The following is a 21,409-nucleotide window of genomic DNA, read 5'->3' on the forward strand; positions in this document are numbered from 1 at the left end:
TCAATACCTGTGTGGTGCCGAAGCACCTCGCTCTTTCGAGCGGTCGCTCACTCTCAGAAAACTGACTCGATCCATTCCGAAGAACGAACCGAACATGTTTTACTGTGCGAGCACTTAATAACTTTTGAAGCAACACGCAGACCGAAGTCCACGTGGCGTTCGCCATCAAGCGCCCACACTTATCGGTTGTTTGGTTGTTAAAGAACTGGCCACACCGGCTTTGCCGGGGGCGGTACTGCTTGTCTGCGCTGCGTCGTTTGCGTTGCAGCAGAGAAACGAGATTATGAAGAACAACCTGCGTTTCGTCAACAGGTCAGCGAAGTTTTTTTCGCTGCGGTCAGCGCTGGAAAACTCCTCAGCCCGACCACCCATCAACCCCGCAACCCTTGTCGCTGCTGCGTTTGCAGCGCGGTTTGTGTTGCGAGGGGACGAATAGTAGGCCCGTTTCCAAGGCTTTGCAACACGCTTGTCATGCCACCGTGCGTGACAAGCGCGCATTATCCAGACAAACCCTTGATCGATAAGGAAATTCCACTCCGCAGAATATTTTTGCCGCGGGATAATACCCCTCAACTGGCCTCGGGTATTCCCTAGTCAGTACTCAACGATGCTTGAAATCAGGTGCGCGTTTCTCCACAAACGCGGCCATGCCTTCCTTCTGGTCTGCCGTGGCGAAGGTGGCGTGGAACAGCCGGCGCTCGAAGTGGACGCCTTCATTCAGTGTCGTCTCATAGGCGGCGTTCACGGATTCCTTGATCATCATGACCACGGGCAGCGAATAGCTCGCGATGGCGTCCGCCGCGGCGAAGGCTTCCTCGAGCAACTTGTCGGCGGGCACCACGCGCGATACCAGCCCGGCACGTTCCGCCTCCGCCGCGTCCATCATGCGGGCCGTCAGGCACAAATCCATCGCCTTGGCCTTGGAGACCGCGCGCGGCAGGCGCTGGGTGCCGCCGGCGCCGGGCATGGTGCCGAGCTTGACCTCGGGCTGGCCGAACTTCGCGCTATCCGCGGCGAGGATGATGTCGCACATCATCGCCAGTTCGCAGCCGCCACCCAGCGCATAACCGGCCACCGCGGCAATCACGGGCTTGCGGATGCGCCGGATGGTTTCCCAATTCCGGGTGATGTAATCGCCCTTGTAGACGTCGATAAACGAATATTTCGCCATCATCCCGATATCGGCACCCGCCGCGAATGCCCGCTCGCTGCCGGTAATGACGATGCAGCCGATCGCCTCGTCCTGGTCGAAGGCGGTCAGCGCGGCGCCGAGTTCGTCCATCAGCGCGTCATTCAGCGCGTTCAACGCCTTGGGACGGTTCAGCGTGACCAGGCCAACGCGCCCGCGCGTTTCCACCAGGATGTTCTCGTACGACATGTCTGCTCCTCTTTCTCTCTAATAAATGGGTTGGTCTGCTGCCAGCGCACGATACTGGCGCGGGGGCGGCTGAATGGTCAAGCGGGAAGACCGGCGCGACGCTTGCGCGGCGCCATACCGTCGCCTAATCTGAACCCACGATTTTGCGGTAACACTTACAAAAAGCGCCGCACCTCCTATTGCGCCGAGCGGCATCCCAGATGCTTTGCCAGCATCCGCATTCGACCCCGTCGATGCGGAGAAGGGAGCCATCATGAATCGTCGCACGGCCACATTCTCCTTAATCCCCCTGATCGCCTTCCCCGGCCTCGCCTTTGGCGCGAGCAAGGCGGAAGAGCAGGCTGAAGTACGCAAGGCTGCGCAAAATGCCCTGAATGCGCTTTACAAGGCGCAGCCGGCGGCGCGCAAGCAGGTCGAGTCCGCCGCCGGCTACGCCGCGTTCAGTAACTTCGGCATGAAGATCCTGCTGGCGGGGAGCGGCAAGGGGGAAGGCATCGCCGTCAACAACAAGACCAAGTCCATGGTCTATATGAGGATGGTCGAGTTGCAGGCCGGGTTGGGCATCGGCGTGAAGAAATTCCAGATGGTCTGGGTGTTCGAGAACGACAAGGCGCTGAACGAATTCATCAACTCTGGCTGGACGATTGGGGGGCAAGCCACCGCCGCCGCGAAAACCGGTGACAGCGGCAGCGCCTTCCAGGGCGCGGTGGCCGTCGCGCCGGGGATCTGGGTCTACCAGATCACGGACAGCGGGCTGGCCGTCGAACTGACGGCCAAGGGCACCAAGTATTACAAGGATGAAGACCTGAACTGAGTCGCCCTGCGCGTGCGTCGCCATGTCGCCCGGGCATTCGCGGGCCGGACTGGCCGCCTGGGTGGCGGCGACCATCGGCATGGCCGTGCTCGTGACCGGTTGCGCCGGCCCGGCGCCCGAGTCCGGCGCCGGCTACCGGGACCGCATGCGGTCACGTTCGGACAGCGGCGTCAACGTGTCGGTCTCGGTCCTGTCCGCGACGGAGAGCGAAGCGCTCTACGGGGTGCCGCTGGCGAAGCGGGGCATGCAGCCGGTCTGGGTCGAGATCGGCAATGAGACAGATCGCCCGATCTGGCTCATGTACGTAGGACTGGACCCCAGCTTCTTCCCCAGCTCCGAAGCCGCCGATGTCTTTGCCGCCGACGCCTCCCGCGAAGCGCGGCGCGAGGCCGCCGAGCGATTTGGCCGCCTCGCCTTCCGCAACCCGGTACTCCCCGGCCAAACCCGTTCGGGCATGGTCCTGACCCACCTCGAGGAAGGCGTCAAGCTGATCCAGCTCGACCTCGTCGCCAAAGACCACGCCCACGCCTTCTCGATCTTCACCGTCGTGCCGGGCTTTCGCGGCGATTACCAGACCAGCGCCGTCTTCCGCCGCGAGGTCTATCCGCCCGACCAGATTCGGGACTACGACGATGACGACGCCTTCCGCGCGGCGCTCGAGGCCCTGCCCTGCTGTGCCACCAACGAGGGCGGCAGCAAGCCCGCCGATCCGCTCAACCTGGTGATCGTTGGCGGGCTGGACGATGCCTTCCCGGCCCTCGTGCGCCGCGGCTGGCGGCCGACGGAGACCAAATGGTCGGGCGCCATCATGCGAGTTGTCTCATCGGCACTCTCAGGCGAGCGCTACCTCAACGCGCCCGTCAGCGACCTCTACCTGTTCGGCCGCCCGCAGGACCTCGCGCTGCAGAAGGCGCGCGACACCATCCACCAGCGCAACCACCTGCGGCTCTGGCTCAGCCCCCTGCGCTATCGCGGCAAGCCGGTCTGGGTCGGCCAGATCAGCCGCGACATCGGCAGCCGCCTGACCATCCACTCGCCCACGCTGACCACGCACAAGATCGACCCGGATGTCGATGAAGCCCGCACCGCGCTGGCCGAGGACATGGCGTATTCGCAAAGCCTGGTGATGATCGGTTACGCCTCGGGCGTCGGCGCCGCCCCGCCCGAGCAGCCGCGCCAGAACCTGACCACGGACCCGTACTACACCGATGGGGACCGCCTGGTGATGGTGTTCGACCGCCGGCCCGTGTCGCTGGACAGCATCCAGTTCTTCCGCTGGCAGGACCACGACGCCCAGCGCCGGGCCACCCCGGGGATCGGCCGATGACCCTGCGGCGATTCTCCCTGCGCTGGCTGCCCGCGCTCTTCCCGATGACGTTCCTCGCCTGGCTGCTGGCCGGCTGCTCCACCTGGCAGCCGCCAACCACAGACGCGGTGACCGCGCTGCGCGCCCGCGCGGAGACCACGTCCAAGCAGGGCATCACGCTCCGCGCCGCCGTGCTGAGCCAGGCCGACACCGACCGGATGTTCGGCATCGACATCCGGGGCACGGGGGTCCAGCCGGTATGGATCGAGGTGGAGAACGCCTCCGAGCGGTCAATGATCCTGCTCCGCACCGGCACCGATCCGGACTACTTCTCGCCGCTCGAAGTGGCGTGGTCCGTGCATAGCTGGTTCGACCGCAAGTCCAACGCGCGGCTGGACGAGTGGTTCAACCGGCAGGGCTTCCGCAATCCGATCCCGGCCGGCGCCACCCGCTCCGGCGTGGTGTTCACCAATCCGTCGCGCGGCACCAAGCTGCTGAATGTCGACCTGCTCGGCGATCAAACCCTGATCGCCTTCACGCTGTTCCTGAGCGTGCCGGACGATGCCAGCCACCCGGACTTCTCGCGCAAGCTGTTCGCCTATCCGCCCGCCGCCGTGACGGACTATCCCGACCTCGGCAGCCTGCGCGCCGCGCTGGAGCGCCTGCCCTGCTGTGCGACGGACGCCGCCGGGCAGGGCGTGGGTGAGCCGCTGAACGGCATCGTCGTCGGCGCCGTGGCGGATTTCAGCGCGGCCATGATCCGCCGCAACTATCGGCGCAACCAGCAGGACTTCGACAACGCCCAGCGCGTGTTCGGCCGGATTCCGGACGCGGTGCTGCGCAAGCAGGCGCAGGCGGGGGCGCCGGCCACGTGGATCCGCGTCTGGCTGGCGCCCATCAGCTATCAGGGGCGACCGGTGTACCTGCTGCAGGTTGGCCGCCCGGTGGGCGGACGCTTCGCGGCGGCCGATGTCGCGCAGCTGATGCATGGGGATGTCGATGAGGCGCGCAACCTGATGGTCCAGGACTGCATGTATTCGGAGGGCCTGGAGAAGCTGGCCTTCGTCCGGGGCCCCACGCCGGTGCCGCTGGCGCAGGAGCGGGCCACCTTCAGCGGCGCCCACTACCACACCGACGGGCGGCGCGCGGTGATGTTCTTCGTGCTCCGCCCGCTCAGCCTGTCGGACATCGACATCCTGGACTGGGAGCCGATCGTCGAAGGGGAGTCCCATGCGCGCGAGTAGCCTAGCGTTGGTACTGGCGTTGGCCTTGGCGGGCTGCGCCTCGAAGCCGCTGGTGCCCTACTCCACCGAGACCCCGCCGCTGGTCCTGCTGCCCGCCGCCGCCGCCGGCGTGGGCGATGGGCGGGCGCGCTTCCGCGAGATCTTCTGCGCGATCCTGCAGACCCGCCAGCAGACCGTGCCCGACTATCGCCCGTGCGAGGAAGCCCTGACGCGCGTCGGCACGGAGCCGTCCGGCACCGGCAAGCCGGCCGACCTCGGCCCTGCGCGCCGGCCACTGGTGGCGATGGTCGTGCCCGGCATCGGCTTCAATTGCTTCGCGCCGTGGCTGAATCCGCCCGATGCCGTGGGCAAGCACCTGCGCGAGTTCGGCTATGACGGGGCGATGCTGTCGGTCGATGCGCTGTCCAGTTCGGCCTACAACGCGCGCCAGATCCGCGACGCGGTCATGGCCACGCCGCTCGACCCCGCTGGGCCGCGACTCGTACTGATCGGCTATTCGAAGGGCGCGCCGGACATCCTCGAGGCCCTGGTCAACTACCCGGAGATCCTCGGCCGCGTGGCGGCGGTGGTCAGCGCGGCGGGCGCGGTGGGCGGCTCGCCGCTCGCCAACGATGCCGAGCAATATCAGGCGGACCTGCTCCAGCACTTCCCCGGCTCCACCTGCCAGCCCGGCGATGGCGGCGGCGTGATGAGCCTGCGGCCGGCCGTCCGCAAGGCCTGGCTGGCGGCACATCCGTTGCCGGCGGGGCCGCGCTACTACTCACTGGTGACGTTTCCCCAGCCGGGGCGTATTTCGTCGATCCTGACGTCGAGCCATGAAAAGCTGGCGCAGATCGATCCCCGCAATGACAGCCAGATGCTGTTCTACGATCAGGTGATTCCGGGCAGCACGCTGCTGGCCTACGTCAATGCGGACCATTGGGCACTCGCCGTGCCAATCGCCCGCACGCGCACCACCGTCGCCGCGCTGTTCGTCACGCAGAACGCCTACCCGCGCGAGGCGCTGTCAGAGGCGCTGCTGCGCTATATCGACGAGGAACTGGCGGGACCAGCGCGCTAGATCCAGAGATCCGCCTATTAATACTTGATGTCGCGCGCGGTCTCCCGGCCCTGCTGCTTGGTCTGGCGCTTGTCCTGCCGGCACTGCGGATTGCTCTTCTGGTCGTTGGCGCGGCAATCCTGCTTCGTCTCCCGCGATCCCTGACGGGTGTCCTGGCGCACGTCGCGCCCTTCGCGGCGTTGCTGGGCCTGCTCGGTGGCCGAGGCCGTGGCGGGCACCACGGGTAATACCAGCGCCGCCATCAAGACGGCCAGCCATGGATTCCATTTGCGCATACGGGCCTCGCAGAGGTGATGAAAGCGCTAGCTCACGCGCTAACCGTAGTCGAAGGGCAAGAATTGTCAAATCTGCGAGGGGATGGCAGTCGGCCTGATCGAGGCGGCTGCGCGTAACCCCATCTTGCGCCCAATCCGCAGGCCTACTATTATTTGCCGACCGACTGGTCGGTTTATTTAATTGCGCGCGATGGCTGTCTACAATGGCCGGGCGCGCATCGTGGCGTCAGATCCACTCACCGACCCGGAGAACAATATGGCGCAGGAGACAACCATGCCCCCATCCTCATCGTCGGCCACGGCCCGGGCGACGCTCGACGCCGGCCCGATCCTGCTGCGCTGGCAGGGCGACGTGGCCGTGGTCACGCTGAACCGCCCCGACAAGCTCAACAGCTTCACGCACCAGATGCACGAGGCGCTGGTCGCCGCGCTCGACCACGTGGAAGCCGGCGGCGCCCGCGCCCTGCTGCTGACCGGTGCCGGACGCGGTTTCTGCGCCGGCCAGGATCTTGCCGATCTCGATTTCACGCCCGGCCACAGCACCGACCTCGGCGAACTGATCGACACCTGGTTCAACCCGCTCATCCGCCGCCTCCAGGCGCTCCCGCTGCCCGTGGTGGCGGCCGTCAATGGCACGGCAGCCGGCGCTGGCGCCAACCTCGCGCTGGCCTGCGACATGGTGCTGGCGGCCCGCTCGGCCTGCTTCATCCAGGCCTTCGTGAAGATCGGTCTGGTGCCGGACTCCGGGGGCACCTGGCTGCTGCCCAAGCGGCTCGGCATGGGCCGCGCGATGGGGCTGGCGATGACCGGCGACCGCCTCAGCGCTGACGAAGCCGAGAAATGGGGCCTGGTCTGGGAAGTCATGGACGACCCCCTGCTGGCCGAACAGGCGATGGCGCTGTCCACCCACCTCGCCGCCCAGCCCACCCGCGCGCTGGCGGCGATCAAGCGGGCGATGTACGCCAGCGCCACGAACACGCTCGACACCCAGCTCGACCTCGAACGCGACCTCCAGCGCGACCTCGGCCAGTCGCACGACTACACGGAAGGCGTGAACGCCTTCCTGGCGAAACGCGCCCCGCACTTCACCGGCCGATAGCCCGCTGCCCAAAATCGCCCCCTATATATATAGACAGCCCGAGGAGACCCGCTTGCCCCAAGACCCCCAGGCCCTGGCCGAAGCGGCCGCCGCCGCCATGTATGAGGCCGATGCGTGCAGCCGCTGGCTCGGCATCGTCGTGGAAGCCGTGCGCCCCGGGTACGCCCGGCTCTCGATGCCGGTGCGGCCCGAATTTCTCAACGGCCACGGCATCTGCCATGGCGGGCTGATGTTCACGCTCGCCGATTCCAGCTTCGCGTTCGCCTGCAACAGCCACAACATCAACACCGTGGCCGCCGGCTGTTCGATCGAGTTCCTGCGCCCGGTGCACGGCGGCGACGTGCTGACGGCCGAGGCCCAGGAGCAGGTGCTGTCCGGCCGCCACGGCGTCTACGACATCCGCGTGTCCAACCAGGCCGGCGAGCCGGTGGCGATGTTCCGGGGCAAGTCCGCCCAGATCAAGGGCCACGTGGTGGAGCCGACATGAGCGCGCGCCTCACCGACCTGCCGCTGGAGCCCATCGAGACCGCCAGCCGGCAAGACCTCCAGGCCCTGCAGCTCGATCGCCTGAAATGGTCCGTGCGCCATGCCTACGACCATTCGCCGGTCTATCGGCGCAAGTTCGACGCCGCCGGGGTCCATCCGGACCAGATCCAGTCGCTGGCGGACCTGGCGCGCTTTCCGTTCACCACCAAGCAGGACCTGCGCGACCACTACCCGTTCGGCATGTTCGCCGTGCCGCAGGACCAGATCGCGCGCATCCACGCGTCCTCCGGCACTACGGGCAAGCCCACGGTGGTCGGCTACACACTGCGCGATATCGACACCTGGGCCACGGTCATGGCGCGCTCGATCCGCGCCTCCGGCGCGCGGCGCGGCGACAAGGTCCACGTCAGCTACGGCTACGGCCTGTTCACGGGCGGGCTGGGCGCGCACTACGGGGTGGAAAAGGCCGGACTGACGGCAATCCCGTTCGGCGGCGGCCAGACCGAGCGCCAGGTGCAACTGATCCAGGACTTCAAGCCCGAAATCATCATGGTCACGCCCAGCTACATGCTGGCGATTGCCGATGAATTCGAGCGGCAGGGCATCGACCCGGCCAGCACCTCGCTGCGCATCGGCATCTTCGGCGCCGAGCCGTGGACGCCCGAGATGCGCCTGGCCATCGAGCGCCGCATGGGCATCTCGGCGGTCGATATCTACGGATTGTCCGAGGTGATGGGCCCCGGCGTGGCCAACGAATGCGCCGAGACCAAGGACGGCCCGACGATCTGGGAGGACCACTTCTACCCCGAGATCATCGACCCGGACACCGGCGAAGCGCTACCCGATGGCGAGTTCGGCGAACTGGTCTTCACCTCGCTGACCAAGGAGGCGATGCCGGTGGTCCGCTACCGCACGCGCGACCTCACGCGGCTGCTGCCGGGCACGGCGCGCGCCGCGTTCCGCCGGATGGAGAAGATCACCGGCCGCACCGACGACATGATGATCGTGCGTGGCGTGAACGTGTTCCCGTCGCAGATCGAGGAATTGATCCTGAAGCACGCCGAACTGGCGCCGCACTACCAGTGCGTGCTGGGCAAGGAAGGGCCGATGGATACGCTGACGGTGCGCGTGGAATGCGCCCACGGCGCCGAGCCCGAGGGGGCGCAGCACGCCCGGTCGGGGCTGGTCCACGATATCAAGGCGTATATCGGCGTCACCGCCGCCATCGAGATCCTGCCCGAAGGCGGCGTGGAGCGGTCGGTGGGCAAGGCGCGGCGCATCGTGGATCAACGGCCGCGCTAGCCCGAAGTGGAAGGCTGCCGCTTAGCTGCGCGGCATCAGCACCCACATCCGGCCGCCCTGCTTCATGCGGCCGGCCGTCTCGCCGGCGGCGTCGCCGGCACCCCAGAAGAAGTCGGCCCGCACGCCGCCCTTGATGGCCGAGCCGGTGTCCTGCGCGAACATCAGGCGCTGGATCGGTTCGGTCGAGAGCGGCCGGGTGGTCGAGAGGAACACCGGCACGCCCAGCGGAATCGTGGCCGGATCGACGGCAATCGACCGCTCGGCCGTCAGCGGCACGCCCAGCGCGCCGACCGGGCCGTCGTTGTTCGCGGGGAGTTCGCGGAAGAAGACGTAGCGCGGATTGACGTTGAGCATCTCCTCCACGCGGGCCGGATTGGCGCGCGCCCACGCCTTGATGCCCTGCATCGTGGCCTGCGCGGACGTGATCTCGCCCCGGTCGAGCAGCCATTTGCCGAAGGACCGGAACGGCTGGTCGTTGGTGCCACCGAAGCCGACGCGCATCACCGAGCCATCGGGCAGCCGGATACGGCCCGAACCCTGAATCTGGAGGAAGGCGGCTTCCACGGCGTCGTCCACCCACACCACCTCGTTGCCGCGCAGCGCCGGGTTGCGCAGCAGCTCGGCCCGGGCCGGCAGCGCGCCCTTGCCCAGTTGCGGCGGACGGCGGTACAGCGGAATCTGGAAGGTGCCCTGGCGCGTGCGCGATCCGTGCAGGATCGGCTCGTAATAGCCGGTGATCAGGCCGCTATCGGTGCCGTCGCCATTGATCACGCGGAACGGCTGGAAATGGGTCTCGAAGTACTCGCGCATGGCGGCGAGGTCGCCGGCATCCACCATCAGGCCGACCGCGCAGACGCGGTTCCAGTCGGCGCGCTTCTTCAGGGCCTGGCAGCTGGCCTGCAGCGCGGGCCAGGCGGCGCGCACGTCGTCCTGGCTCCAGCCGCCGATCTCGGCCCAGCTCGCCGGCTGCAGCCGGCCGGCGTTGGCGGAGGGCGGGGGCGTCGGGGTGCCGGGCGTGCCGCCCGGGCCTTCCACGCGCGGCGGCGGGCCGCTCATGCAGCCGGCCAGCAGCACGGCTGCCCCGGCCAGCGCCAGCCACGTGCGCCATCCAGCCATGGATGTCACCGATTTCCCGCCCGTTGCCGGCCGGTTGCACGGAGATACCGCCCCAAAGGATTCCTGATATGCCATCGTCTTCGTTGTTAGCACCGTGCGCGCGCTGCACGGCGGCACGCATGTCCTACAATCTCGTACCTGTCTGACCGATCCACGCCTCGATCCCGATCCTGATCCCGATGAGCCAGTTCTTCGAAGACCATCCCACCCTGCTGCTCGCGGCCGAAGCCGGCGTGGCGCTGTTGCTGCTGATCTTCATCGTGGTCTGGACCATGGGCACGGCGCGCAAGCATCCGCGCCCGAGCCGCGCGCCCAAGGATCATCCATCCCGGACCGCCGAGGCACCGAAGGACGCAGACCCGCCGCCCGCCGCCTGAGTTCCCGCCAGTCTTAGTGGAGCATGCGCGGCAGCACCAGCGCGAACTCGGGAATCGGCACCTCGAAGCGATGGCCATCCTCGGCCACGCAGAAGTACAGGCCCTTCATCGACCCCACCGGGGTGGAAATCGTCGCCCAGCTCGTGTATTCGAAGTGCTCGCCCGGCTTGAGCAGCGGCTGATGGCCCACCACGCCGAGGCCGGCCACTTCCTGCGCGGCGTTGTCGCTGTCCGTGATGGTCCAGTGGCGCGAAATCAGCTGCGCGGCCACTTCGCCGGTGTTGTGGATGGTGATGGTGTACGCGAACGCGAAGCGTCCGCGATCGGGGTCCGACTGGTCGGGCAGGTACTGGGTGCGTACCGCCACGGAAAAAGCGTACTCGCTCATTGCTGGCTCATGCGTCGACCGGGATCGACGGATCGGATGGAGGATCGGGGCGGCCTGCGGCGCCAGGCGCCACGGTCGGGTGTCCGCATTGTGCGGCAAGGCCCCGGCAGGGGCAAGCGGGCGGATTTTGGGCGTGGTTGGGCGGGATTCTGGGTGGCGCCGGCGCCGGGGGCCCGGTCCGGCGTAAAATACGCGCCATTCCCATGCCGACGATCCGGATGCCGGCCGGGCCACCCGCCCCGCCCGCACCGCCCCACACCATGAGCACGCCCACCTATCGCATCGCCCCGTCCATCCTGTCCGCCGACTTCGCCCGCCTGGGCGAGGAAGTGCGCCGCGTCACCGAAGCCGGTGCCGACTGGATCCATTTCGACGTGATGGACAACCACTACGTGCCGAACCTGACCGTGGGCCCGCTGGTCTGCGAGGCCATCCGCCCGCACGTGACCGCCCCGATCGACGTGCACCTGATGGTGCGCCCGGTAGACCGCATCATCCCGGACTTCGCCAAGGCGGGCGCCAATATCATCACCTTCCACCCGGAGGCGAGCGATCACATCGACCGTTCGCTGGCCCTGATCCGCGACCACGGCTGCCAGGCCGGCCTGGTGTTCAACCCGGCCACGCCGCTGCACCACCTGGACCACGTGATGGACCGCCTGGACGTGATCCTGCTGATGTCCGTCAACCCGGGCTTCGGCGGCCAGTCGTTCATTCCCGAGACACTGAACAAGCTGCGCGCCGTGCGCGCCCGCATCGACGCCTACACGGCCCGCACCGGCCGGCAGATCCTGCTGGAAGTGGACGGCGGCGTGAAGGTGGACAACATCGCCGAGATCGCCGCGGCCGGCGCGGACACCTTCGTGGCCGGCTCCGCCGTGTTCAGCAAGCCGGACGCCGATGGCGGCTACCGCGGCGTCCTCGGCCAGCTGCGCGACGCGCTGGCCACGGCTGGCCGTTGAGCGGGCGGGCCGGACAGATGGGTCTTGAAATCCTGCGCCGCACGGACTGGAGCGGCATCGAGGCGGTGATCGTCGATCTGGACGGCACCATGGTCGATACGGCGGGCGACTTCCACGCCTCCGTCAACGCGATGCTGCTGGCGTTGGCGCACCTGCATCCGCACCTGGGGCCGGTGGCGCCGATGTCCACCCAGGAGATCGTCAGCTTCGTCGGCAAGGGCTCGGAAAACCTGATCCGCCGGGTGCTGGACGCGCGCTTCTCGCCGCTGCACGCCAACGGCCTGTTCGCCGAGGCCTACGCGCTCTATGACCGCGAGTACGTGCGCATCAACGGCCAGTTCTCGGCGCTCTACCCCAATGTGCGCGAGGGGCTGGCGGCGCTGAAGGCGGCCGGGTTGCGGCTGGCCTGCGTGACCAACAAGCCCTGGAATTTCACCGAACCGCTGCTGGCCAAGACCGGCCTGGCGCCGTTTTTCGAACTGGTCTACGGCGGCGACGCCTTCGCGCTGCGCAAGCCCGATCCGTTCCCGCTGCTCAGGGTGGCCGAGGCATTCCGCCTCGATCCGGCCGCCGTGCTGGCCATCGGCGACTCCGAAAACGATGCGCAGGCGGCCCGCGCGGCCGGCATGGGTGTGCTGTTGGTGCCATATGGCTACAACCATGGGAACCCTGTACAAGGCGTTGACGCCGATGGTATAGTCCCCGACATTGCCCGCGCCGCAGCGCTTGTTACCGCACAGCGCGCACAGCGGGTACCACGCTGAAAACTCCATGTTTCTCAACCGCAAACGCATCTTTTCTGGCAGTGATCGGCAGGCCTGGCCCTGGCGTCGCTGGCGCGCCTCTGAACAGGCGTAAAGTGCGTTCGCGAGTCACCTGACGGACTTGCCGGGCCGGGCCAAGCTGCTTCACGCGGCCAGCCGTCCCCGACGAGTTCCGGTTCCGCCGGACCCGGCCCCGCCACACCAGGCCGGCCTCCGCGCCGATCCCCAGATCCCTCCGCCAGCGCCGTAGCCGCATGTGCTACGGTTAGCTCAAGAACGCGCCGCACGCCACGCCCGGCCGTGTGCGCGCTTGTGCGCCTTCGTGCAAGCCCTTCGCACCACGGTCCGCCCCCGGGGCGGGTTGCCAGCGTTGCCAGCCCTCCCCTGCCGACACAAGCGGTGCCGCGCCCCACATCCGATACGCGGGTGCCGCAAGAAGAGGATCGACATGACCGAACTGGAATTCAAATCGCTGGCCGACCAGGGCTACAACCGTATTCCGATCATCGCCGAGGCGCTGGCCGACCTGGAGACGCCGCTCTCGCTCTATCTGAAGCTGGCTCAGTCGCAAACGCGCGGCGTGAACACCTTCCTGCTGGAATCGGTGGTGGGCGGTGAGCGCTTCGGCCGCTATTCGTTTATCGGCCTGCATGCCCGTACGCTGCTGCGCGCCTACGGCCAGCGCGCCGAGGTGGTCACCGACGGCAAGGTCGTCGAGACCCATGAAGGCAATCCGCTCGACTTCATCGCCACGTTCGAGAGCCGCTTCAAGGTGGCCATGCGCCCCGGCCTGCCGCGCTTCTGCGGCGGCCTGGCCGGCTACTTCGGCTACGACGCGGTGCGCTATATCGAGAAAAAGCTCGCCGACAGGCAGAAGCCGGACGATCTCGACCTGCCCGACATCCAGCTGCTGCTGTGCGAGGAACTGGCGGTCATCGACAACCTGTCCGGCAAGCTCTACCTGATTGTCTACGCCGACCCGACCACCCCCGAAGCCTACCCGCGCGCCCGCCAGCGCCTGCGCGAACTGCGCATGAAGCTGCGCCAGCCGGTGGACGTGCCGGTGACCAGCCCGTCCGTGCAGTCCGAGGTCTACCGCGAATTCGCCAAGGCGGACTACATCGCCGCCGTGCACAAGGCCAAGGAATACATCATGGCCGGCGACATGATGCAGGTGCAGATCGGCCAGCGGCTGGTCAAGCCGTACCGCGACTCGCCGCTGTCGCTGTACCGTGCGCTGCGCTCGCTGAACCCGTCGCCCTATATGTATTTCTACAATTTCGGCGACTTCCAGGTGGTGGGCGCCTCGCCGGAGATCCTGGTGCGCCAGGAAACCCGCAAGATGGGCACCAACGGCGATGCCGACAGCAAGCACATCGTGACGATCCGCCCGCTGGCCGGCACGCGCCCGCGCGGCAGCACGCCCGAGCGTGACGCCCAGCTCGCCACCGAACTGCTCAACGATCCGAAGGAGATTGCCGAGCACGTGATGCTGATCGACCTGGCGCGCAACGACATCGGGCGCATTGCCGAAACCGGCACGGTCAAGGTGACCGACAAGATGGTCATCGAGAAGTACTCGCACGTGCAGCACATCGTCAGCTCGGTGGAAGGCACGCTGCGCGAGGGCATGAGCAATCTGGACGTTTTGCGTGCCACCTTCCCGGCCGGCACGCTGTCCGGCGCGCCCAAGGTGCGGGCGATGGAAATCATCGACGAACTGGAGCCCCGCAAGCGTGGCATCTACGGCGGCGCGGTGGGCTACCTGTCGTTCGGCGGCGAAATGGACCTCGCCATCGCCATCCGCACCGGCATCATCAAGGACGGCAATCTCTATGTGCAGGCTGCCGCCGGCATTGTCGCGGACTCGGACCCCGAGGCCGAATGGAGGGAAACCGAGGCGAAGGCGCGCGCCGTGATCCGCGCCGCCGAGCAAGTCCAGGACGGCCTGGACGCCGACCTCTGACCCCAGGAACTGGAGAAACGACCATGCTGCTGATGATCGACAATTACGACTCGTTTACCTACAACCTGGTGCAGTACTTCGGCGAACTCGGCGCCGATGTGCGGACCTACCGCAACGACGAGATCACCCTCGAGGAGATCGAGGCGCTCAACCCGGAGCGCATCTGCGTGTCGCCGGGCCCGTGCAGCCCGAAGGAAGCCGGCATCTCGGTGGCCGTGCTGCAACACTTCGCGGGCAAGATCCCGCTGCTGGGCGTGTGCCTCGGCCACCAGGCCATCGGCGAGGCATTTGGCGGAAAAGTGATTCGCGCCAAGCAGGTGATGCATGGCAAGGTCAGCACCATCGAAACCACCCAGGAAGGCGTGTTCGCCGGCCTGCCCCGGCACTTCGACATCACGCGCTATCATTCGCTGGCGATCGAGCGGGAGACCCTGCCCGATTGCCTGGAAGTGACCGCGTGGACGCCGGACGGCGAGATCATGGGCGTGCGCCACAAGACGCTGGCCGTGGAAGGCGTGCAGTTCCACCCGGAATCGATCCTGTCCGAACACGGCCATGCGCTGCTGGCCAACTTCCTGAAGGTGCCGCGATGAGGCGGCTCGATCCCGCAACGTTCGCCCCCGCCCCCGACCCTATTCAAGAATCCGCCATGTCCATCACGCCGCAGGAAGCGCTGACGCGCTGCATCGAACACCGCGAGATCTTCCATGACGAGATGCTGCACCTGATGCGGCAGATCATGCAGGCGCAGATCTCCCCGGTGATGGCGGCCGCCATCCTGACCGGGCTGCGCGTGAAGAAGGAAACCATCGGCGAGATCTCGGCGGCGGCGCAGGTGATGCGCGAGTTCGCCAACAAGGTGCCGGTGACGGACCGCGACAATTTCGTCGATATCGTGGGAACGGGCGGCGATGGGTCGCATACGTTCAACATCTCCACGGCGTCGATGTTCGTGGCGGCAGCCGCCGGCGCGAAGATCGCCAAGCACGGCAACCGGGGCGTGTCGTCCAAGTCGGGCAGCGCCGATGTGCTGGAGGCGCTGGGCGTGAACATCATGCTCACGCCGGAGCAGGTCGGCCAGTGCATCGAGCAGACCGGCATCGGCTTCATGTTCGCGCCGACGCACCATCCGGCCATGAAGAACGTCGCCCCGATCCGCAAGGAGATGGGCGTGCGCACCATCTTCAACATCCTCGGCCCGCTGACCAACCCGGCGGACGCCCCCAATATCCTGATGGGCGTGTTCCACCCGGACCTCGTCGGCATTCAGGTGCGCGTGATGCAACGCCTGGGCGCCAAGCACGCCATCGTCGTGTACGGCAAGGACGGCATGGACGAGGTCTCGCTCGGTGCCGCCACGCTGGTCGGCGAACTCAAGGATGGCGAGGTGCGCGAGTATGAGATTCACCCGGAGGACTTCGGCCTGTCGATGATCTCCAACCGGGGCCTGAAGGTGGCCGATGCCGTGGAATCGAAGGAGATGCTGCTCGAAGCGCTGACCGATGTGCCGGGTACGCCGCGCGAGATCGTCACACTGAACGCCGGCACCGCGCTCTACGCGGCCAACGTGGCCAGCTCGATCGAGGACGGCATCGAACGCGCCCGCAAGGCCATCGCCAGCGGCGCCGCCCGCGAGAAGCTCGACCAGTTCGTGCGTGCCACGCAGCAATTCAAGTAATCCGCCATGTCCGACATCCTGCAAAAAATCCTGGCCGTGAAGGCCGACGAAGTGGCCGCCGCGCGCAAGAAGCGCGACCTGCCCAGCCTGCGCGCCGAGGCCGAGGCCCTGCGCACCGAGCCCGGCCTGGCGCCGCGCGGCTTCGAGCGGTCCCTGCGCGAGAAGATCGCGGCGGGCCACGCGGGCGTGATTGCCGAGGTCAAGAAGGCGTCGCCGTCCAAGGGCGTGCTGCGCGAGCATTTCGTGCCCGAGGCCATCGCGGAGAGCTACGCCAGCCACGGCGCGGCCTGCCTGTCCGTGCTGACCGATGTGAACTTCTTCCAGGGCCATGCCGATTTCCTGAAGCGCGCGCGCGGGGCCTGCCCGCTGCCGGCGCTGCGCAAGGACTTCATGGTCGACCTGTATCAGGTCTACGAGGCCCGTACCTGGGGCGCCGACTGCATCCTGCTGATCGTGGCCGCGCTGGACCCGGGCCTGATGGCCGAACTGGAAGCCTGCGCGCTGGAACTGGGCATGGACGTGCTTGTGGAAGTGCACGGCGCCGACGAACTGGACCACGCGCTGCGCCTCAAGACCCCGCTGGTCGGCGTGAACAACCGCAATCTGCGCACCTTCGAGGTCTCGCTGGACAACACGCTGGACCTGCTGCCGTCGATGCCGCCGGAGCGGCTGGTGGTCACGGAGTCCGGCATCCTCGGCCCGGCCGATGTGAAGCGCATGCGCGACGCCAACGTCAACGCGTTCCTGGTGGGCGAGGCGTTCATGCGCGCGCCGGATCCGGGCGTGGAACTGGCACGGCTGTTCGCATAACGACGGATCGCTGCCATGCCGCGTGAAATCGAACTGAAGCTGGCCGTGCCAGACGCCGCGCTGGCGGCCGTGGCCGCGTGGCTCGATGCCAACGGCGAGGCGCGCGGCGAAACCACGTTGCTCAACGTCTACCTGGACACGCCCGCGCGCGACCTCGCCCGCCAGCGTGCCGCGCTCCGACTGCGCCAAAAGGGCGACCAGAAGGGCAGCCAGTGGCTCCAGACGCTGAAGACCGCCGGCAGCAGCCAGGGCGGGATGGCCTCGCGCAACGAGTGGGAGTGCGACGTGGCCGGCGAGGCCATCGAGCTGTCCCGCTTCCCCGACGAGGCGCGCGCCGTGCTGGCGCCGCTGGCCGACCATCTGGCGCCGGTATTCCGCACCGATTTCGTCCGCCGCACATGGATCGTCATGCAGGACGGCGCGCGCATCGAAGCCGCGCTCGATACTGGCAAGATCACCGCGCCGGGGCAGGCCCAGGTCGAGACCATCCAGGAACTCGAACTCGAATGGCTGCCGGGCGATGACAACGGCGGGGCCGACGACAGCCAGCTTGCCGAAGCCGCGCTGCGCGCGTTCGCCGCGCGGCTGTCCCATGTGGCGCCGCTCACCCCGTCCGATCTGAGCAAGGCCGCGCGCGGCTATCGCCTGACAGGCGGCGAACTCTCCTGACTCTCTCCCCTCCCCGCATGCAAGCCGACTTCTTTGCTGCACCCGTGGCCGCCGAGCCTCCTGCCATCGCCCCTTTGCAAACCCAGGTCGATGCGCTGCCCGCCGCGTGGCGCACCCTGCTCGCGCCGTGCCTCGGCCATGCCGCGTGGGACGAGTTGGCGCGCTTTGTCGATGGCGAGCGCGCCGCCGGCAAGCCGGTGTTTCCGCACGCGGTCTTCCACGCGCTGCACCTGACCCCGCCCGATGCCGTCAAGGTCGTGATCCTGGGGCAGGACCCGTATCACGGCACCGGCGTGGTCGGTGGCGCGGAGATTCCGCAGGCGCACGGGCTGGCGTTCTCGGTGCCCGAGGGCGTCAAGGTGCCGCCGAGCCTTCGCAATATCTTCAAGGAAATCGGTGCCGAGTACGGCGCCGAGCCCACGCGCGCCTCCGGCAATCTGGAGGGCTGGGCGCGCCAGGGCGTGCTGCTGCTGAACACCGTGCTGACCGTGGAGCAAGGCCAGGCGGCCAGCCACGCCAAGCGCGGCTGGGAGGCGGTGACCGATTGCCTGATCCACGCGCTGGCGGCGTCGCAGCCCAATCTCGTGTTCCTGCTATGGGGCAGCCATGCGCAGGCCAAGCGGGCACTGCTCGATGGGCAGACCGCGCACACGCATTGCGTCCTGGAGGCGCCGCATCCGTCGCCGCTGTCCGCGCATCGCGGATTCCTGGGTTGCGGGCATTTCCGGCAGGCCAATGACTGGCTGGAACGGCATGGCCGGGCGCCGATTGATTGGCTGAAGGCCGACTAAGCGCTGTCTAATATTTAAGCAGTCGGCAGCCAGCGGAACCCGCTGAAGGGCCCTTCGTCGTCCGCCGGGGTCATCTCCACCTTCGACACCTGCGCGGCCGGCGGGCCCGCCGCCATCCACGTCCGCAGCGCCTCAAGCCGGTCACGCGGCCCCTGCGCGATCACCTCGACCGTGCCATCGGTCCGGTTGCGCACCCATCCCACCAGCCCCAGCGCCACGGCGCGGTCCGCGCAGGCCGCGCGATAGCCCACGCCCTGCACGCGGCCATGGGCGATGAGATGCCAGGTTTCATGGATGGCTGTCATCGGTGATTCTCCGTTTGAGGTGCTGCGGGCGCCTGCCCTCTCCCCCAGCCCCTCTCCCGGAGGGAGAGGGGAGCAAACCATTACCCTTCAGCCGCTGCCTGTGGTCTCCCCTCGCCCGCTTGCGGGAGAGGGGCCGGGGAGAGGGTCGGCGCATCCAGTCGCACGGTTCTTTCAATCCTTCTCCGCCATCGATCGGCCAATCGCGCCGGTGCGCAGCGCGATCTTGGCGGCGTCTTCGCGCAGCGCGCGCAGGCGGCGCTCCAGCACCGCGTTGGCGGCGCGGCCGGTCGAACTCGCGCCCGACTCGGCAGGTTGCGCGGCGGCATCGCGCTCGTCCGCGCCGATCTCGCCCGCCGCGGCGGCCTGGACCAGCACGTCCGCCTTGCGCCGATCCGCCGAATCGGCGATCCGTGCGCGGCGCTCGCTGGCTTCGTCGTCATCGGCGGCGGCCCCTGCGACCAGTTCGTGCGGCGGCAGGCCCACCCCGGCGACGGCAGTTTCCGTCGGCGTGCGGATAAAGCCAGCGCCGCGCGGCCCGTGCCGCTCCTCGCCCGCCAGCCGTTCGCTCGCCAGCGTCAGGCTGCGCGTGGCGGCTTCCGTGGCCTGCTCGATGGCCGCCTCGGCCGCCGGCACGTCCAGTTCCTCGTAGTGCTGGCGCACCTGGATGCGCGCCGCCGCCACATGCGCCGCCACCAGATAGTTCTGATTGATGAAGCGGCTCAGGTTGTCCACGGCGCGGTGCCGGCTGCGCGGTTCGTCGAGCATGCGCTGGAACGAGGCGATCAGCGCCGACAGGTTGTCCATGAACTGCTTGCGCTGTACGCGGTAGGCAAAGTCGTCCTGGGCGCGGCGCAGCAGCAGGTCGCGCGTGGCGGCGATATAGCGCCGGTTGGCCTGAAGCACGTTCTCCACCAGCTTCGGAATCGCCCGGTATTCCCAGCTCGGCAGCACAAAACTGAAGATGGACGCGATCACGCCGCCGATCACCGTATCGATCAGCCGCTCGCCTACCACGGTCTGGCTGCCCGGCATCAGCAGGTTGATCTGGATCAGCACCTGCACGCAGGCGGCGATTGCCGTGTAGCGGTACTTGATGGTGGAAAACGCCGAACTGGCCACCAGTGCCACGTAGAGCACCGCCAGCAGCGCCAGCGGCTCCGTCACCACGCGCAGCACCACCACGCTGATCAGGCAACCAATCAGCGTGCCGATCAGCCGGTCGTTGTAGCGCTGCTTGGTCAGGCTGTAGTTCGGCTTCAGGATTACGACAATCGTGAGAAGAATCCAATAGCTGTGCGACGCATACGGCAGCCGGTCGCCCAGCCAGAGCCCCACCGCCACCGCCATCGTGATGCGCAGCGAGTAGCGAAACGCCGGCGAGCGCCAGCGCAGGTTGTCCAGGATCACGCCCAGCTCGTACTTCTGGCGGGTCAGGAACGGTGTCATGTCCGACCCCGGCATCACCTTGGCCGGCTCCACCGGTGTGCGGGACGCCTCGTGCAACTGGCCGACCAGCGTGATGGCGCCGCGAATCATCTCAACCGTCTCCGCGACCGCCGTCATGGCCGCCGCCGACACGTGGTGATGTCGTAATTGTTCGATTTCCGTCGTCACGGCGCGCAGGTCGGGGCCGTAGTCATGGGCGCTGTACGAAGGCTTGCCGCGTGTGACGTCGTAGGCGATTTCCTCGAGATCCTTGCCCAGCCCACGTACCAGTCGCCGTATCGCGTCCAGCGCCGGCGTGCCACCGAAGGTCTGGCGCAGCAAGGGATAGTCGGTGTTGGTGGAAAGGATGTACTCGTAGAGATCGAGCATCCGCAGGTGCACGCGTACCAGCAGGCCGTCACGCTTGGTGCGGTTTCCACGCAGCACCAGATCGCGCGCCGCCTGCTGGCGCTCGGCCACCACGATCTGCTGGCGCACCAGCTGGTTGAACTGTTCCTCGTAGTCGGTGCCGGCATCGTAGAAACCTGCCTTGATCTCGAGGTAGTGAGACATTTCGTACAGCGACTCGGCCAGGATCTGCTGGCGCGTGCGCCGCTCCATGACCCAGCTGACCGCCATCGCATAGGCCATGTAGGCCACCGCCCCGGCCCCGAACAGCCCGGCATGGACGAACGCCTTCTGGAGCACGAAGTCCTCGTTGACGGTGAGCGTCATGACGAACAATGCCGAAAACTGCAACGGCATGGTCTTGTTGCCATAGACCGTCATCATGCCGGCGAGGAAGGTCACCAGCACCAGCACCCACGGCAGCACGCGCGGGAACGGCGTGGCCAGCGCCACCACGGCGGTCACGGCGGTACACAGCAGCACGCTGGCCAGCATCTCGTTGAACTTGTGGTTCAGCGGGCTGGGCAGGTCCATCAGGCTGGTGCAGAGCGCGCCCATCGACACGACCATGGCGCTGGGCAGGTCCATGACCTGCATGGCCAGCAGCGTGGCGCCGATGACCCCCGTGGCCGAGCGCAGGCCACGGTAGATATAGTGGGAGAACAGAAACGTACGAGGATCGTGCGCGTATTCCATGGGGCGATGTTGGGCTGGCGGACGATGGCGACGTTGGGGCAGCGGGGGCAATTGTCGACTGTCGACTGGCGCCCGGTGTCAGGACCCGGG

The 21,409-nt window shown here is 67.4% G+C and carries 22 protein-coding genes; 16 read left to right on the forward strand and 6 right to left on the reverse strand.

Going from position 1 to position 21,409, the window contains the following annotated elements; genetic code table 11:
• Nucleotides 1-601: 601 nt before the first annotated feature.
• Entirely contained in the window at nt 602-1,378 is a 777-nt protein-coding gene (locus tag AC1DP9_RS19750) for an enoyl-CoA hydratase (RefSeq protein ID WP_092299000.1), read from the reverse strand.
• 253 nt (nt 1,379-1,631) lie between these two features.
• Between AC1DP9_RS19750 and AC1DP9_RS19755 the strand changes: the two genes are divergently transcribed.
• Genes AC1DP9_RS19755 through AC1DP9_RS19770 form a run of 4 tightly spaced genes read left to right on the forward strand, consistent with a single transcriptional unit; the run spans nt 1,632 to nt 5,802 of the window.
• Nucleotides 1,632-2,192 carry a lipid-binding SYLF domain-containing protein gene (locus AC1DP9_RS19755; protein ID WP_477108280.1) on the forward strand — a complete coding sequence of 187 codons (561 nt, stop codon included), beginning with the start codon at nt 1,632-1,634 and terminating at the stop codon, nt 2,190-2,192.
• A gap of 22 nt (nt 2,193-2,214) precedes the next feature.
• On the forward strand, nt 2,215-3,519 hold the full coding sequence (locus AC1DP9_RS19760) for an LssY C-terminal domain-containing protein (RefSeq protein ID WP_477108281.1): 1,305 nt from the start codon (nt 2,215-2,217) through the stop codon (nt 3,517-3,519).
• Nucleotides 3,516-4,742 (forward strand): LssY C-terminal domain-containing protein, encoded by a 1,227-nt coding sequence (locus AC1DP9_RS19765; protein WP_092299006.1) that lies wholly within the window; start codon nt 3,516-3,518, stop codon nt 4,740-4,742. Before AC1DP9_RS19760 ends, AC1DP9_RS19765 begins: the two co-directional genes overlap by 4 nt.
• Nucleotides 4,729-5,802: a lipase family protein gene (locus AC1DP9_RS19770; protein WP_477108282.1), complete on the forward strand. Its 1,074-nt coding sequence runs from the start codon at nt 4,729-4,731 to the stop codon at nt 5,800-5,802. The genes AC1DP9_RS19765 and AC1DP9_RS19770 overlap by 14 nt, the downstream gene beginning before the upstream one ends.
• 17 nt (nt 5,803-5,819) lie before the next feature.
• Here AC1DP9_RS19770 and AC1DP9_RS19775 read toward each other — a convergent pair whose 3' ends face one another.
• Entirely contained in the window at nt 5,820-6,044 is a 225-nt protein-coding gene (locus AC1DP9_RS19775; RefSeq protein WP_255370941.1) for a hypothetical protein, read from the reverse strand.
• 307 nt (nt 6,045-6,351) lie between these two features.
• Here AC1DP9_RS19775 and paaG point away from each other — a divergent pair, with 307 nt between their 5' ends.
• Genes paaG through paaK form a run of 3 tightly spaced genes read left to right on the forward strand, consistent with a single transcriptional unit; the run spans nt 6,352 to nt 8,964 of the window.
• The gene (paaG, locus tag AC1DP9_RS19780; RefSeq protein WP_477108283.1) at nt 6,352-7,176 is read left to right on the forward strand and encodes a 2-(1,2-epoxy-1,2-dihydrophenyl)acetyl-CoA isomerase PaaG; all 825 of its coding nucleotides are present in this window, start codon (nt 6,352-6,354) and stop codon (nt 7,174-7,176) included.
• Between the two features lie 52 nt (nt 7,177-7,228).
• Entirely contained in the window at nt 7,229-7,663 is a 435-nt protein-coding gene (paaI, locus tag AC1DP9_RS19785) for a hydroxyphenylacetyl-CoA thioesterase PaaI (protein WP_441593351.1), read from the forward strand.
• Nucleotides 7,660-8,964, forward strand: a complete 1,305-nt coding sequence (gene paaK, locus AC1DP9_RS19790) for a phenylacetate--CoA ligase PaaK (RefSeq protein WP_477108284.1) — start codon at nt 7,660-7,662, stop codon at nt 8,962-8,964. The genes paaI and paaK overlap by 4 nt, the downstream gene beginning before the upstream one ends.
• 21 nt (nt 8,965-8,985) lie before the next feature.
• Here the strand turns inward: paaK and mltA are convergent, their stop codons facing one another.
• A complete protein-coding gene (gene mltA / locus AC1DP9_RS19795; protein ID WP_255370934.1) occupies nt 8,986-10,080 on the reverse strand; it encodes a murein transglycosylase A in 1,095 nt (364 codons plus the stop codon).
• A gap of 179 nt (nt 10,081-10,259) precedes the next feature.
• Between mltA and AC1DP9_RS19800 the strand changes: the two genes are divergently transcribed.
• Nucleotides 10,260-10,457, forward strand: a complete 198-nt coding sequence (locus AC1DP9_RS19800) for a hypothetical protein (protein WP_092299023.1) — start codon at nt 10,260-10,262, stop codon at nt 10,455-10,457.
• Between the two features lie 13 nt (nt 10,458-10,470).
• Here the strand turns inward: AC1DP9_RS19800 and apaG are convergent, their stop codons facing one another.
• Complete coding sequence (apaG, locus tag AC1DP9_RS19805; protein ID WP_092299026.1) at nt 10,471-10,845, reverse strand: Co2+/Mg2+ efflux protein ApaG; 375 nt, start codon at nt 10,843-10,845, stop codon at nt 10,471-10,473.
• 260 nt (nt 10,846-11,105) lie between these two features.
• On the opposite strand from apaG, the gene rpe reads away from it, so the two are divergent.
• The 8 genes from rpe (at nt 11,106) to AC1DP9_RS19845 (ending at nt 18,485) form a co-directional block, all read left to right on the forward strand.
• Nucleotides 11,106-11,807, forward strand: coding sequence for a ribulose-phosphate 3-epimerase (rpe, locus tag AC1DP9_RS19810; RefSeq protein WP_092299461.1), 702 nt, complete (start codon nt 11,106-11,108; stop codon nt 11,805-11,807).
• 17 nt (nt 11,808-11,824) lie between these two features.
• On the forward strand, nt 11,825-12,571 hold the full coding sequence (gene gph / locus AC1DP9_RS19815) for a phosphoglycolate phosphatase (RefSeq protein WP_092299029.1): 747 nt from the start codon (nt 11,825-11,827) through the stop codon (nt 12,569-12,571).
• A gap of 448 nt (nt 12,572-13,019) precedes the next feature.
• A complete protein-coding gene (gene trpE, locus AC1DP9_RS19820; RefSeq protein ID WP_092299031.1) occupies nt 13,020-14,537 on the forward strand; it encodes an anthranilate synthase component I in 1,518 nt (505 codons plus the stop codon).
• Between the two features lie 23 nt (nt 14,538-14,560).
• Entirely contained in the window at nt 14,561-15,130 is a 570-nt protein-coding gene (locus tag AC1DP9_RS19825; protein WP_441593356.1) for an aminodeoxychorismate/anthranilate synthase component II, read from the forward strand.
• A gap of 56 nt (nt 15,131-15,186) precedes the next feature.
• Complete coding sequence (gene trpD / locus AC1DP9_RS19830; protein ID WP_092299037.1) at nt 15,187-16,215, forward strand: anthranilate phosphoribosyltransferase; 1,029 nt, start codon at nt 15,187-15,189, stop codon at nt 16,213-16,215.
• Between the two features lie 6 nt (nt 16,216-16,221).
• Complete coding sequence (gene trpC, locus AC1DP9_RS19835) at nt 16,222-17,025, forward strand: indole-3-glycerol phosphate synthase TrpC (protein WP_441645326.1); 804 nt, start codon at nt 16,222-16,224, stop codon at nt 17,023-17,025.
• 15 nt (nt 17,026-17,040) lie between these two features.
• A complete protein-coding gene (locus tag AC1DP9_RS19840) occupies nt 17,041-17,694 on the forward strand; it encodes a CYTH domain-containing protein (protein ID WP_092299043.1) in 654 nt (217 codons plus the stop codon).
• 17 nt (nt 17,695-17,711) lie between these two features.
• Nucleotides 17,712-18,485 carry a uracil-DNA glycosylase gene (locus AC1DP9_RS19845; protein ID WP_441593361.1) on the forward strand — a complete coding sequence of 258 codons (774 nt, stop codon included), beginning with the start codon at nt 17,712-17,714 and terminating at the stop codon, nt 18,483-18,485.
• 14 nt (nt 18,486-18,499) lie between these two features.
• Here the strand turns inward: AC1DP9_RS19845 and AC1DP9_RS19850 are convergent, their stop codons facing one another.
• Both AC1DP9_RS19850 and AC1DP9_RS19855 read right to left on the reverse strand, forming a co-directional pair.
• The gene (locus AC1DP9_RS19850) at nt 18,500-18,790 is read right to left on the reverse strand and encodes an acylphosphatase (protein WP_477108285.1); all 291 of its coding nucleotides are present in this window, start codon (nt 18,788-18,790) and stop codon (nt 18,500-18,502) included.
• A gap of 171 nt (nt 18,791-18,961) precedes the next feature.
• The gene (locus AC1DP9_RS19855) at nt 18,962-21,319 is read right to left on the reverse strand and encodes an FUSC family protein (RefSeq protein WP_477108286.1); all 2,358 of its coding nucleotides are present in this window, start codon (nt 21,317-21,319) and stop codon (nt 18,962-18,964) included.
• Nucleotides 21,320-21,409 lie beyond the last annotated feature (90 nt).

The sequence above is a fragment of the Cupriavidus sp. 01L43 genome, from assembly GCF_056399925.1.